Genomic DNA, 14601 nt, shown 5'->3' on the forward strand with positions numbered 1-14601 from the left:
AATAAATAACCTTGCTAAAAACACACAAATTTCCGTGAAGCAAGCTGTCACATTAGCCACCGTTGCCGTCAAATTTTTAGAACGGACTGGACTAGCACCCAGTACCATTAAAACCTACGAACTAACCCTCTTAAACTTCCTAGCAGAATATGGAAGTTGGCTAATCGAAATAATCAGTAAGCAAACATTAATAGAGTATCTAGATAGCCTCTCACATTTAAAATACACAACCCACCATAAGCATCAAGCAATACTGCAAAGTCTATTTAACTTCGCCGTCCAACAAGAGTATATAAAAATCAACCCAATTCAGGGATTAAAACAGCGTCCCCCACAACGAGAAAAAGGCGAACATAAAAGCGATACTCTCATAAGATATCTAACACCAGACCAGCTAAATATCCTCTATACAGCAACCAAAGATGACTTGCGACTATCAGCAATAATTCATCTATTGCATCGCACAGGATGTAGAATAGGAGAGCTTTTAGCACTGAATTTATCAGACCTAGATATCAAAAATCAGAAATTTCAGGTATTGGGAAAAGGCAACAAACAAAGGTGGTGCTTTTATAGCAATGATGCCGCCCAATCACTAAATAAATATTTCCAACACACACGACATAAAAATATCAACGCATTGTTTACAGCACAACATCCAGTTACCCTCAAAGTCAGTAGAATTAGCTATCATACATTGCATGATTATTGGCGAGAAATTACCAATACCAATCCCGAATTAACCGGGGTACGCATTCATGATTTACGCCATACTTATGCTACAGAACGAGTAGGATTAATCAGCATAGAAGAATTACGTTCACTCATGGGACATGAAAGCATTCAAACCACATTACGCTACCAGAAAGTTACCTCCCAAAAAGCCGAATCAGCCGCCCGTCACGCCTTAAATATGCTGATTAATCCAGAACTACAAAGCTGAACTGAGTCACCATAACATTCATAATTATTGACAACTTTTTGAGCGAAAAAACAACATTTTTATCGGCATTGTCAATTTCTACCCAAAAGAATATAAAATACTCTTTGGTAGGGGAGTGAGGGATAAAACCATTTTGAGTAATCTTAGTATTATATAAGACTCGTATTTGATTTATAAACGGGTTTTCAGATTAAAGCCTTGTTGAAACAGTATATTTTCAAAATTTCCACTAGATTATTATATGTTTTAAATATTACTTGAATGACATCAATTGACCGTACCGCTTATCCCAAATTTAAACAATTTCCTGACCCCAAAGAACTGGCAGAACTTTACACTCCAACACCTACAGAAATCAAGTTTGTCAAGTCTAAAACCAAGAACCATGAAGGATTGCTACGGTTAATGGTGATGTTGAAATCCTTTCAACGTCTAGGATATTTCCCTCATCCTGAACAGATCCCAATTGCGGTAATTAAACATTTACGGTCGTGTTTAAAGTTACAAGACTCAGTAAAAGCAATACCCTCCGAACGCCAACGTCATACCTATAAAAATATTATTCGGGAGTATTTAGGAGTCAAACAATATGATAAAACAGGTCAAAGATTAATAGCCACATTAGTTGCAGAAGCAGCCCAAATTAAAGACCACCCTGCTGATTTAATCAATGTGGCAATTGAGGAATTAGTGAAAGAACGATACGAATTACCAGCATTTAGCACCCTTGACCGATTAATTCGCCACATTCGGTCAATGGTCAATAATCGGTTATTTACACTTTGTTCTCAAGGACTTTCAACTACCGAACAAATTTATTTAGACCAATTGCTCGTGGTGATAGACAAGGAGGAGGATAATGAAAATGCCACCCTGAATTTATTAAAATCGCCACCTAAAAGTGCCAAACTAAATGGGATGAAACTCCTGCAAAACAAGTTTGATATGCTCATGACTTTTGGAGATGCCAAGCGATTACTACAAAATATTACTCCTACCAAAGTTAGACATTTTGCTGCTTATGCTAGAACTTTAGATATCACAGAATTTCAAGATATTAATTTACCCAAACGGCGGACATTGCTATTATGTCTATTGTACGAAGCACAGGTAAAAACTCGTGATTATCTGGTTGAGATGTTTATTAAACGTATTTTGAAGATTCAAAATAATGCCAAACTGCGATTGCAGGAACTCCGGGATAAACATCTGACAGAAACATCAGAGTTGTTAGCAACATTGGGACAAGTATTACAAGCATCCAAACAAGCCAAGGAAACCAAGGATAATGCTGTATTTGGAGAACAGGTGCAGTCAATTTTGGATGAACATGGTGGGGCAGAATTGCTGATACAAAAATTAGATGAAATTGCGGCGTACAATACCAATAACTATTTACCATTAATGTGGCGGTTTTATGCTGCCAACCGCAAAGCACTGTTTAGTTTAGTGCGTTCTCTAGATATTCTCTCTACTTCTGCGGATGAATCAGTGATTGCAGCTTTGCAATTTGTGTTAGATCATGAACACAAACGTTCTAAATATTTGCCTTTTGATATCAATTTGGATTTTATTAGTAATAACTGGCGGGCGCTAGTCGTCGCCGAAATTGATGACACCGAGGTTTTGGTACGTCAGCAATTAGAAATTTGCATCTTTTACAATTTGGCGACTGAATTTAAAACGGGAGATGCCTGTGTTGTGGGGTCGGAAAGCTACGCGGATTTCCGCGAACAATTATTAAGTCCTGTTGAGTGTGAACCATTAATAAAAGATTACTGTAACTTAATTGGTTTTCCGGCTAATCCAACGGATTTTGTCGAACATTTACGCTTATGTTTAACACAAGTTGCTGAGAAAGTAGATAATATTTGTGCTGTTGATAAACAATTTACAATTAATAAGGAGGGCGACCCTGTATTAAAGAAACCACCATCATTTACTCAACCCCCAGAGGTGGATTTATTGGAGTCGAAAATCCGGGCGCTGATGCCGGAACGGAGTATTTTAGATATATTGTGCAATGTTGAGCATTGGTTAAATTGGACTAGACATTTTGGTTTGATGTCGGGAAGTGAAGCCAAAATATCTGACCCAGGGGAACGTTATATTTTTACTACTTTTGGTTACGGTTGCAATCTTGGACCTAATCAAATGGCTCGTCATTCGGGGGGTATGGTGACTGCCCATGAAATTTCTTATACTAACCGTCGTCATGTTAGTGCTGCCAAGATTGAAGCGGCAATTCGGGATGTTATTAATGCTTATAATCGGTTTACTTTACCTTCTTGTTGGGGGACAGGGAAAAAGGTGGCAGCGGATGGCAGTAAGTTTGAGATATACGAGAATAATTTACACAGTGAGTATCATATTCGTTACGGTGGTTATGGTGGTATTGCCTATCATCATGTCTCGGATAAATACATTGCTTTGTTTACTCACTTCATCACTTGTGGGGTTTGGGAAGCGGTTTATATTTTGGATGGGTTGTTGAAAAATCTTTCGGATATTCAGCCGGATACGTTGCACGCAGATACTCAAGGTCAGTCTGGACCTGTGTTTGCTATTTCCTATCTTCTGGGTATTAAGTTGATGCCACGTATCCGTAATTGGCAGGATCTTAGTTTTGTGCGTCCTGGTACGGATGTGAGCTATCAGCATATTGAGCCACTGTTTAAGGGTGTGGTGAATTGGAGTTTAATTCAGACTCATTGGTCTGACATGATGCGGGTGGTGCTGTCAATTAAGGCTGGGAAGGTGATGCCTTCGACGTTGTTACGTAAGTTGGGGAGCTACAGTCGCAAAAATCGTCTTTATCAAGCTTTTCAAGAGTTAGGTAAGGTGGTGCGGACTATGTTTCTGCTGGATTATATTTCTAATGTTACTTTGAGACGGGAAATTACGGCGGTAACAAATGTTGTGGAGATGTATAATGGTTTTCTGGATTGGGTATTTTTTGGTAAGCAAGGGATGATTACTGAGAATGATCCGATTGAGCAGGAAAAGCGGTTAAAGTATTTGGATTTGGTGGCCAGTGCGGTGATTTTGCAAAATACGGTGGATATGTCGTTGGCGATTCAAAAGTTGATGTCACAGGGTGAGGTGATTCCTATGCGATACCTTGCTGCTTTGAGTCCTTATATTACAAGACATATCAAAAGATACGGTGATTATGTGGTGAATTTACATAATATTCCTCAACCTTTGGAGTCGGCGATTAATCTTCCTCCAGAAATCTTTGAAATGTAGACACAGCAAGCGTTTCCAGACCATCTTGCAGGTTTTTACACGTATCTCGGCTCAATACCAATTAGTATGGAATGTTATCTGGTTGATTACCTTCAACATAATCAACACTGGCAGGTTCGTTATTAAAACTAGCTGGTTCATTACCAATACCAGTAGCTCGATTACGTTTCTGATAATATCTGGTTCTTTCACCAAGCAAATCATCTACGGTATAACCTAAATCTGCAATGAACTTGTCAAACTTGGCTTGGTTCATCTTATGAATCTCATGAGTTAACCATTCTGCTTCAAAGATTTTATAACCTTCCTCACCTTTAACACGATTATCAATCTTGTACTGCTCCCAAGCCAAAACTCGAATTCCATCTTTGAGTTGAGAAAGTTTCTTGTCAGCTTTGGAAAGAATGTTGATAGCCATAACGAAACCTCGAAAACAACGCCCCCTCTGCGCGATAGCGCCCCTACCGATAACTTCCGGGTAACTCAAGACTATGGCTTATGCCACGCTGCGCTATCAATGTCAATAGGGGGCTGATTACCTATGTTTACAATGCTGATAATATTGATAATGCTTCGGGGTTCTCAAGTGAATGAGCGATCGCCAGGGGCATTATTAATTATACTAAATTTTGTAGTATATAAATCTCAGACAATATCATACTATTGACAACAAAATTAATGCTATTATAAAGAAGTTGGGGATTTATGATTAATCCCAAAAACCGGGGGCAGATATGACGGAAACAACAGCGAACTATGATCAAACATGGAAAGAAGCTATAGGGGAATATTTGGAATTATTCTTACAATTCTTCTATCCAGACATTCATCAAGAAATTGACTGGAGTAACCCTCCTATTTCCTTAGATAAGGAACTAGAACAAATTACTGCATCTAGTCAAACAAAAAAACGCTATGCTGATAAATTATTTCAAGTGTGGTTATTAAATAATGAAGTAATTTGGATTTTAATACATATAGAAGTCCAAAGTCAGCATGATAAAAAATTTCCACAAAGAATGTTTATCTATAATTATCGTTCTTATGATTTATTTAATCAACCAGTAATAAGTTTAGCAATATTAGGAGATGAAAACAAAAGTTGGCGACCAAATAGTTATGAATACGGTTTAGGTAATAGTAGAGTTAAAATGGAATTTAGTATTGTCAAACTATTAGACTATCAATGGTCAGACCTAGAAGCAAGTAATAATTTATTTGCTATAATAGTAATGGCACATCTAAAAACCAAAGCTACTACTAGGGACTTAACTGCAAGAGAACAATGGAAGTGGAGTTTGGTTAGACCATTATATCAAAAAGGCTTAACTAAGTTTGACATTATTAATCTAGTTAAGTGCATTGATAAAATGATGACTTTACCACCACCATTACAAACGGAATTTCAAACCAAATTAGATGATTACGAAAAGGAGTTAAATATGCCATTCCTCAGCACTATTGAAGAAAATGCCCAAGAAAAAGGTAAGGAAATTGGCAAGGAAATTGGCAAGGAAATCGGTAAAGAAATTGGGGCTAGAAAAACTTGCCAAGAAAACATTATCAAAATCCTCACCAATAGATTTGATAATCTTCCAGAAAAGATGATCTATGCTATCAAGCAAATTGATGATATGTCCATCCTGGAAAATTTACTTTTACCCAGTATTAATGTTAATTCTTTGGAGGAATTTCAGCAGTTAATTGACTCGGCTTTACATAAAAATTAATCATATCAGATTCCCGAATTATTAACTAAATTCATCATTTATTGAGAAAATGGAAAAAAGCAGTCGGGGATCTGGTACATAAATAATAAACCAGAGAGATAAATAGTAATCATGACCAATATTACAGCAAATTATGATCAAACATGGAAAGAAGCTATAGGACAATATTTTGAATCATTTCTACAATTCTTTTATCCAAAAATATACGAACAAATTGACTGGAGTAAAACTCCTATATCTTTAGATAAGGAACTAGAACAAATTACCGCATCTAGTCAAACTAAAAAACGCTATGCTGATAAATTGTTTCAAGTCTGGTTATTAAATAATGAAGTAATTTGGATTTTGATTCATATAGAAGTCCAAAGTCAGTATGATAAAGAATTTCCACAAAGAATGTTTATCTACAATTATCGTTCCTTTGATTTATTTAATAAACCAGTGATTAGTTTAGCTATCTTAGGAGATGAAGATGCAAAATGGCGGCCGAATAGTTATGAATATGGGATAGGCGATAGTGAAGTAAGCATGAAATTTAGTATGGTGAAACTGCTAGACTATCAATGGGAAGAACTAGCTGCAAGTAACAATCTGTTTGCTATAATAGTAATGGCACATCTGAAAACCAAAGTCACTACTAAGGACTTAACGCAAAGAGAACAATGGAAATGGAACTTAGTCAGACCATTGTATCAAAAAGGCTTAACTAAAGTTGATATTATTAATTTAGTGAAGTTTATTGATAGAATGATGACTTTGCCACCACCATTACAAACAGAATTTCAAACCAAATTAAATGATTACGAAAAGGAGTTAAATATGCCATTCCTCAGCACTATTGAAGAAAATGCCCAAGAAAAAGGAGCTAAAATAACTCGTCAAGATGACATTATCAAAATCCTCTCTACTAGATTTGATAATCTTCCAGAAAAGATAATCTATAATATCAAGCAAATTGATAATATGTCCATCCTGGAAAATTTACTTTTACCAAGTATTAATGTTAATTCTTTGGAGGAATTTCAAACATTAATTGATGCAGAATCACAGCAAAAATAATACTGTTATATCCCTGATTTATGATATTATCAAGAAATCAGGGATATTCATAAAATTATCTGCCAAGAAAAAACCACTAGATTTAACCAGCAAATCAAACACTTATTCAGGTAAACAAGACACAACTTCTAAATCGAGTTCTTGGGCTACCCCTTCAATTTGTTTCCATACCTCAGTTTTATCAACAAACAATCGTTTAACATAGAGTTTGAATTTAGTATCAGGTAATGTCAACATTCTAATTCCCAAATTCTGGGCATCCTGTTTAACTGTTTTCACAGACTCCAATAAATTATCACCATATTTAGTTGCTAAAGTCCCCTTTACACCACCTAATTGGGCATGACTTTCATCCTCAAAATCAACTTGGGCAATCCATTTGTTATCATCACCGGGATACATTTGATAAATACCAATTCCAGTGGTGAATAATTGTCCAATCATGATACAATCCCCTATATTATTGAACATTAAGCAATAGCATTACCGATAATCAATAACGCTATTTGCTATTTGTTATTGCTGGTTTCAATCCTCAATTACCTTAATTGGTAACTGTCACCTGCATTTTCAAACATTATCCAATTTCCCCATGAATCAACTCAACAACAGATTCAGCGAGTAACCCCCTCACCTTAATCTCCAGTGGAAATCTGCGGACTCGTTTGGATTGTCGGGGTGTGCCGTCGTCTCCCTCGAAATAGCCATTATTGACAATTACCCAATCTCTAAATCTGGGGAACTCTTGTTGTTTCAAACCAATGTAAGTGATAAAGCTAGTGAATCCAGAACTTTCATCGGTGGATTCTGGCCAATGAAACTTGTTTGAATAAGTGCCGACAATGGTTATGCGATTCCTACGGAGCGCTTCGCTATCGCTCAGTTCCACCACCTGATAATTCCCATGTGGACTAACTTGTAAAACCTTACCTTCAATACCCGCAAAATTGATTTTATTCATCATTAAATCTCAAAAATACCAACATTAAAAAGCGATAGCATCAATGATTTTTGTAATCTTCATTTCACTATATAAAGCTTGATTTTATTAGTGCTTGTGTTAAAATCAAACAATGGCTAGATTTCAGTTAATAGATGATGAAGTGCTGGGAATAGATTGACTCATGCCTATTCCCTTTTTTCTACTAATCCTGATCTGAATAACTATCAAACCAAATTATTTCATTATCAGAAAACCCAATCATCCTAGCCAAACCGTCTTCACAGTTGACAATTAACTTACCTGAACCTGAAATATCAACAACTCCAGTAATTCGGGGTTCATTCAATAGTATATTTAATTGCTCAACAGTGAGTTCAATTGATTTTAAAGGGTTGATTCCTGTACGTTTAACGAATGCAGTGGTCATGATATTAACTAACAACAACACAACCCCAAAGCGATAGCATTAGCATCCTTAACATATTTTTATTTACTAAATTAAATTGATAGACCATGACACCAGAAGAAGTTTTAAGTCAAATAACCGATGGAATTTGGGTGAACAAGGGTGGGTTAAGAGTCCCCACAGAAGTTGTGCAAGCTTTGTCAAATAAAGAGGATTGGTTTGATTCAATTCAACCAGTAGTTTACTCGCAAGATAATTTACCTTCACTAAAAGCGATTATTAATTACTTTTCTAAATCAGAATTAGACGATGAAGTTGGCTATGCTTCTGCGGAAATCCTACAATCTTGTTATGGTGTAAACAAAGTTTTTAATTCTAAAGTACACGGTAATCCAAGTGCGGTTGGACAACAAAAACTTGATGCAATTGGACAACGCCCAGCGAATATCGAAACTTATAAAGCGTCCGTAGAAGTTAATAATATATTGATTAATTGGAAGCATATTAATAGTAGTGGTTATGATAACGATGATTCAGTTTATGACAGAATTAAATCTGTAGAACAAGTAAATAAAGATTGGTTTTCTCAACAAATTGAAGATTTAAAAACATTAATGCTCAATGCTTATGATAGTTTATTATCCCAATTTGATGAACAAGAAGACCCTGTACCACAGGAAGTAAGGAATCACTTTGTGGCAATTAGGGAGAAAACAGAGCAGGAATTTCCATCGGCGATTCCTACGGAGCGCTTCGCTATCGCTGATTTCCCCCAGGACAACCTCAAAATTGTCAATATATTTCAAGGACTCCTAGATAAAGTCAAAGAAGAACTTGCGGATGCTTTACAAAAAATCAAAGAATTGGTTTTAGGTAAAGATGAATCCAAGACAGCACGGGCAGAAGCGAGACAAGAACACAAGGATAAATCAGGACTGTTGAAGTTTCTGAAAAGCAAGATTGTTAATCCTGCAATTAACGGTATCAAAAAACTATGCAGAAAAGTGGGGAAATTGTTATCTAATAAAGAAGAAAATAATTATAAAGAAGACACAATTAAATCACAATTTGGAAATATTTCTAGTGCTTATGGTGCAATTGTTCCTGTGGATATACCGACAACAATCAACGCCATTGAAGTATTGAAAAAGATTACCGAAAGTATTCTGACAACATTTATTTTAAAGGGAGTGCAATTACCGGGAGTTTTCGTTGAAGCGTTAAAAAATACTACGATTTCTATAATCTTAAAACGATTGGATATTCCCGGAGGTGAAGCAATTCGTTATATTACTGGGGGATTACTAAGAACAGTAAAAGATTTATTACCAGCAGTTTTCAATAATACTGGAATGTTTGCCGGGGCATGGGGTTTATTAACAGCTTGCGCTCCTTATATTTTAGCAGCAGCAATCCTGGTGATTATTGCTATCAAAATGGCTAAAAGAAATCAACTCGGTGATTTTATCTTGATACTGGGATTATTGGCATCCCAAACAGAACCCGATATCTGTTGTACCAGGGTAATTGGTGACGAGAAAATGGAGGATATACAAACATTGAAAGAGGGATTTATTACCGAAACCAATAAGAATTATGACTTTATTTATGCCTTGACATTCAAAAATGAAGAACTTGCCAGAAGTTTGGATATATCACAGGAAACTCCGGTGATTATCCCCGAAGCAGCGGCTATCACAATTAAAGAAGGATTATCAAGTTTAGAATACATGGATTTTTAACAAAGCAGGATTATCAAGTTTAGAGTACATGGATTTTTAATATGACTACATTATTCACAAATACCCGCTATATCGAAGATGGTTCAGTCGGCACAATCGCCACCGTTACTGAATGGTCAGTGTGGAATTGCACTGAAAATAAATGGTCAAATGCACCTAAAGTAGTCTTACGAAATATATTATTAGCAGGGTTACATCCAAAATTAGATTTTTGTATTGGGGAAATAGAAACAACAGAAACCAAAGCATCAGCATTAAACGCATTTAAACCCAAAGGTTATCAAGCAGCATTCTTTCTGGATTTAGCCAGTGGTTCTAGAAATCATGGGAGATTCACATTCACTAATGAAAAAACCATCGGTAAAAAGTATTTTGGGGAAACAGCTAAAGACCAATGGAAACGTATAATTTACGGTAGCATTTTGCATACTGGTTGTAAGAAACTGGTATACAAACAAATGAAATATGTAGTAGTAGATGATGAAAATAAAGATGCAGATGGTAACGACTTAGATGATGCAGTCAATAATATTCATTGGGAAACCGGGGATAGTCACGCCAAAGCTAGTAAAGCACTGATGCAATTATTGGGACTGCCATTACAACAATTTAATCCAGATACTGGAGAAGATGAAGAACTTGAACCTGATGAAAATAAACCCTTACAATTCAGAGCAGCATTCAGAAACAACGATAATTTAGTAGAATGGATTGGTAAAGGAACTATTGGTTATAACCCCAAACTCGATGACTCTGAATTTGATTTAGTGATTCCCTTATCTTCACTCAAAGGTAATAAACCAGCGTTAGGTAATCATCAAGGTAAACTATTATTTGGTTTGGTGTTTGAGGGGGAATTACGCCGGGCTAAACCAGGATGGATGTTACTCCAGTGGTTCTCATTTGAAGTGCTACAAAAAGATAATATCATCAGTAAATTAGAAGCTAAATGCGAACTGCTTGCAGCAGCGCTTCGCTATCGCCTATCCCAAGCCTATAATTCCATCACTGACCTAGCGGAAATCCTGAGAATAGACCAAACCGAAGCCGAGGCAGAAGTCGAAGAAGGTAGCGACAAACTCCAGTCTGAAGCTGAATATGAAAACACGATGATTCGGATTATTAAAGCCGATAAAGCGGGTCTTTTACTGTTACATCCCTATGTGGTAACTCGTATCAAAGAACGCATGAGGGCTGTATGGTTAAACTTAGCTAAAGCTGCTGGTATCCGATTCTATTCAACAATGGCACAACTAGATGAATCCCTGGCACATTATCATGTGGTATTACCTGATGGACGAATCAAAGGCAGAAAAGTATTTTGCGCCCCGGACTTTGAAGAGGGTGAAATATGTGTACCAAGTTTTGTAAGGGTAAAGCACAGTCCACTTTTCAAAAAATCAAATTTTAGATAAAAAATAATTTTGCAATTAGTTTATTTTAATATTAAAATTCTGTAATTTTAATAAAATAGTGTATACTAAGAATAGTAAATGCGCCTTGAAAGAGTGAGCCAACACTCAGTCAAGACGACTACTCCATTAGTTGTTTGTCCAACATAGGAGCAAAATTATTATGCCACAAAAAACGCAATATGAGCAAGAGAGTCTATTTTCTTACAAGAATGAAAGCTACCGCGAATTTGTAAAAAAGTTTGGTCATCATCGCCAAAGATATCCCCACAGTGATGTGCTTTTGACAAATTGCATTAAACAGGAAATGGATTTAATTCAAGGTCACTTGCTAGGTGATGGAAGTATTTTTGTAACAGGAAAAGACTGTAATCGAGATGCTACTTTCAACTTTGTTACGAAACATGAAGACTACGCTCAATGGATTATAAATAACACAGAGTCATTTGCTGCTTGTAAGCTACAAGTAGGTGATAATTATGACAAAAGAACAGATAAATCATACCATCGTGTTTCTTTTAGAAGTCCATCTAATAATCTATTTACAGAGTTAAGAAATAAATGGTATCCAGACGGTAAAAAGATTGTTCCACAAGATTTAGTTTTGACAAAAGATTTAATTTTGAGATGGTATGTAGACGATGGAAATTGGCATGATAAAGGAATTTACTTTAACACTCAAGGTTTTGATCCAGAAAGTACAGATTTTTTGCGATCTGAATTATCAAAATTTTTAGTAATGAAAGTAACAATTCAAAAACACAGTGGCGATCTTTACAGACTTTTTATTCCCTTACGAGGAACTGGATCTGGAGTTAGTAGCACTAATAACAACACAGAGAAATTTTTTGAAGTAATCGGAAAATGTCCTGTTAGTTGCTTTAGTCACAAATGGGGAAAGATTTAGTAGATTAACAAAGTCATAAAGGAAGGGATTTATTCTCTTTCTTTATGATTTCCAGTGATTTCACACAACTAATAAAGTCTTCTTCGTTTATATCTGGCTAGACTGTGCCAAAACTGGAAAATATACGCTAAGGAATCAAAATAAGTGCTGAAAGCATTGTGATACTTAGCTTTCAGCCATTACTTAAATGTATTTCCTATTTAGCTGCTGTTTCAGGGGAATTGCTACAAGGCTCTTTTCTAATTTGAAATTCCAAAAAGGATGATGGAGAAGATTTGAAGTTTACCGATGCTCCGCAGTTAGATGATTCAACTACAGAAAGAATATGCTTTGCTACTACTACACCAACAGATCCGCTGACAAAAATACCAGCTATACCAACAACAAGAGTAATGTTTGTTTTTTTGTATCTTTTCATATTTTTCTTCGATAAAAAAAACGCTAATTCGAGAATTAGCGTTGTTCGTGTGTATTCTGTGTTTTCTTTTGCCTCATATCTCAAGCGGCAATTGCCGCTGCATTTAGAAATCCGTCTCCTTGGTGATTAGAGTTTTTACAGATATTCTCGGACTTCTGAATCAAATGCAAATACTCTCACAAAAGAAGGAGGGAGTTAAAGGATACAAGATAATACTTAACTAAAGGGTTGTTTTGATGATTAATAAGCTACCTCTTAAACAGTTAAGGTACTGTTGACTTTTGAATTTTTTCATGGTACAATCAAAGGACTAACGCCCTAGTATATGTGATAAGTAAGTATGAAAGTCAGGAATTAGTTAACTAGGATTCACAAATCATCATTGCTCCAATCACTTTAGTTTTATAAAATTCCATCTTGCCGGAATTATATGTATCTTGGCTCTATTTTTAAGATTACTCCTAATTACCTCTCACCATAACCGGGGCGTTAGCCCCTGTTAATTACCAGGTGTAGAACAGACAAACTCTTGAATCATTGCCCCAGCACTTCTTTTTGGAATAGGAAGTCTTATAGAATTCCATCTTGCCGGAATTATATGTATCTTGGCTCTACATTTTTAAGATTACTCCTAAATTAACATCACAATCACTGAGGCGTTAGCCGTTCTTATCTCCCAGGTGTTGAACAAACAAATGCTTGAATTCCTTCTCCATGACCATTCTTTTTAATAGGATACCATTTTAGGTCAGGGTTGTCTCTCCACATTTGAGCATCAATATTATAAAAAGCAAGATACATTACTCTTGGATTCCAGCAATCTATTAAATTGGCAGTAACATTTCCTATTTGAGAGTTTTTAATCTGTCTACTAATAAATCTTGCGGTCCCATTGTCAAGATGCTCAATAGAGTCTGTATCAACTTCCCACCAACCTTTGTTTGTAACTACTGCTGTAAAGAAATCTGCTTTTGCAGGAAGACAAGGTAATAATGCTAATGCAATGGCAGACAAGGTTAATTTAAATTTCATAAGGAATCCTATTTGTAATTGATTTAATAACTAATACATTATTATTTAAGTAGCCATCATGAACTGCGTACAGCAGGACACATGAAAAACTTCTTATTCCCTTCCGCACTCTTCAATGGCGATCGCACTGGTGAAAGATCGAGGTTTACGCGACTAAAATCTGTTCATGAAGTCAACATAACAGGCGCGTGAATCCATAGACCTACATTGTTCTTCAATTTGTCTCGCTTTTTCATGAGCGTATCTAATTCTATCCCCTACATAGCAAGCCGGATTACGCCCATCAGGTCTAATATACGCGGAAGTCTGTCCACAGGTATATATTTTGTCTTCATCAGCAAATGCCAATGAACAGGTATATCTTTCAACAATCCTTCTTCCAAAGTTACATCTAAAGCAACTTCACCGAAATCAGCTAAAAGCTCTAATAATTTTGACATAATTTCTGAATCTTTCATTTACTATCACCTGATATATCAGTAAGTGGACAAAAATAAATATGATTTCTTATCTGATGGTTTGAATTACCCTCAGTTTGCTCCGTTAGTTTTTAGCAAGATAGATGTTGGGATGAACTAGAATCTAGTAATAATCCCTTTGCTATCATCACAATAGCACACTTAAAGACTAAAGCCACAACCAGTAATCTTACTGAATGGTAAGCATGGAAATGGAAGTTAATTCGAGAACCTTACGAGCAAGGGTTAACAAAAGAACAAATCGTTAAGCTATTGAAAATCATTGATACAATGATGACTAA

General features: G+C 36.0%; 14 protein-coding genes and 1 pseudogene. 8 read left to right on the forward strand and 7 right to left on the reverse strand.

Annotated features, from left to right (window positions below; genetic code table 11):
• Positions 1 to 34 precede the first annotated feature (34 nt).
• Positions 35 to 943: a tyrosine-type recombinase/integrase gene (locus BMF77_RS24660; protein ID WP_148762640.1), complete on the forward strand. Its 909-nt coding sequence runs from the start codon at positions 35 to 37 to the stop codon at positions 941 to 943.
• 261 nt (positions 944 to 1204) lie between these two features.
• The gene (locus BMF77_RS24665) at positions 1205 to 4192 is read left to right on the forward strand and encodes a Tn3 family transposase (protein WP_148762638.1); all 2988 of its coding nucleotides are present in this window, start codon (positions 1205 to 1207) and stop codon (positions 4190 to 4192) included.
• Between the two features lie 61 nt (positions 4193 to 4253).
• On the opposite strand, the gene BMF77_RS24670 is transcribed toward BMF77_RS24665, so the two are convergent.
• Entirely contained in the window at positions 4254 to 4610 is a 357-nt protein-coding gene (locus BMF77_RS24670) for a hypothetical protein (protein WP_081424250.1), read from the reverse strand.
• A gap of 316 nt (positions 4611 to 4926) precedes the next feature.
• Between BMF77_RS24670 and BMF77_RS24675 the strand changes: the two genes are divergently transcribed.
• On the forward strand, positions 4927 to 5922 hold the full coding sequence (locus tag BMF77_RS24675; RefSeq protein ID WP_148766568.1) for a hypothetical protein: 996 nt from the start codon (positions 4927 to 4929) through the stop codon (positions 5920 to 5922).
• A 111-nt stretch (positions 5923 to 6033) separates the two neighbouring features.
• A complete protein-coding gene (locus BMF77_RS24680; RefSeq protein WP_148766570.1) occupies positions 6034 to 6981 on the forward strand; it encodes a hypothetical protein in 948 nt (315 codons plus the stop codon).
• A gap of 102 nt (positions 6982 to 7083) precedes the next feature.
• On the opposite strand, the gene BMF77_RS24685 is transcribed toward BMF77_RS24680, so the two are convergent.
• From BMF77_RS24685 to BMF77_RS24695, 3 genes are all read right to left on the reverse strand, one after another.
• Positions 7084 to 7425, reverse strand: coding sequence for a hypothetical protein (locus tag BMF77_RS24685; RefSeq protein ID WP_246863027.1), 342 nt, complete (start codon positions 7423 to 7425; stop codon positions 7084 to 7086).
• Positions 7426 to 7558: 133 nt separating this feature from the next.
• On the reverse strand, positions 7559 to 7945 hold the full coding sequence (locus BMF77_RS24690; RefSeq protein WP_148762677.1) for a hypothetical protein: 387 nt from the start codon (positions 7943 to 7945) through the stop codon (positions 7559 to 7561).
• Between the two features lie 181 nt (positions 7946 to 8126).
• The gene (locus BMF77_RS24695; RefSeq protein WP_148762674.1) at positions 8127 to 8351 is read right to left on the reverse strand and encodes a hypothetical protein; all 225 of its coding nucleotides are present in this window, start codon (positions 8349 to 8351) and stop codon (positions 8127 to 8129) included.
• Between the two features lie 86 nt (positions 8352 to 8437).
• On the opposite strand from BMF77_RS24695, the gene BMF77_RS24700 reads away from it, so the two are divergent.
• From BMF77_RS24700 to BMF77_RS24710, 3 genes are all read left to right on the forward strand, one after another.
• Complete coding sequence (locus BMF77_RS24700) at positions 8438 to 10072, forward strand: hypothetical protein (protein ID WP_148762672.1); 1635 nt, start codon at positions 8438 to 8440, stop codon at positions 10070 to 10072.
• Positions 10073 to 10113: 41 nt separating this feature from the next.
• Complete coding sequence (locus tag BMF77_RS24705; RefSeq protein ID WP_210422260.1) at positions 10114 to 11487, forward strand: hypothetical protein; 1374 nt, start codon at positions 10114 to 10116, stop codon at positions 11485 to 11487.
• Positions 11488 to 11647: 160 nt separating this feature from the next.
• Positions 11648 to 12391: an endonuclease gene (locus BMF77_RS24710; protein ID WP_148762670.1), complete on the forward strand. Its 744-nt coding sequence runs from the start codon at positions 11648 to 11650 to the stop codon at positions 12389 to 12391.
• A gap of 196 nt (positions 12392 to 12587) precedes the next feature.
• Here the strand turns inward: BMF77_RS24710 and BMF77_RS24715 are convergent, their stop codons facing one another.
• The 3 genes from BMF77_RS24715 to BMF77_RS24730 form a co-directional block, all read right to left on the reverse strand.
• A complete protein-coding gene (locus BMF77_RS24715; protein WP_015081647.1) occupies positions 12588 to 12809 on the reverse strand; it encodes a hypothetical protein in 222 nt (73 codons plus the stop codon).
• A gap of 669 nt (positions 12810 to 13478) precedes the next feature.
• Positions 13479 to 13841 carry a CNP1-like family protein gene (locus tag BMF77_RS24720; RefSeq protein ID WP_148762668.1) on the reverse strand — a complete coding sequence of 121 codons (363 nt, stop codon included), beginning with the start codon at positions 13839 to 13841 and terminating at the stop codon, positions 13479 to 13481.
• Between the two features lie 257 nt (positions 13842 to 14098).
• A complete protein-coding gene (locus BMF77_RS24730) occupies positions 14099 to 14299 on the reverse strand; it encodes a hypothetical protein (RefSeq protein ID WP_148762666.1) in 201 nt (66 codons plus the stop codon).
• Positions 14300 to 14407: 108 nt separating this feature from the next.
• On the opposite strand from BMF77_RS24730, the pseudogene BMF77_RS28320 reads away from it, so the two are divergent.
• A pseudogene (locus BMF77_RS28320) lies at positions 14408 to 14599 on the forward strand (hypothetical protein); the annotation flags it as partial.
• Positions 14600 to 14601 lie beyond the last annotated feature (2 nt).

The sequence above is a fragment of the Dolichospermum sp. UHCC 0315A genome (assembly GCF_008121535.1).
Taxonomy (GTDB): Bacteria; Cyanobacteriota; Cyanobacteriia; order Cyanobacteriales; family Nostocaceae; genus Dolichospermum; species Dolichospermum lemmermannii.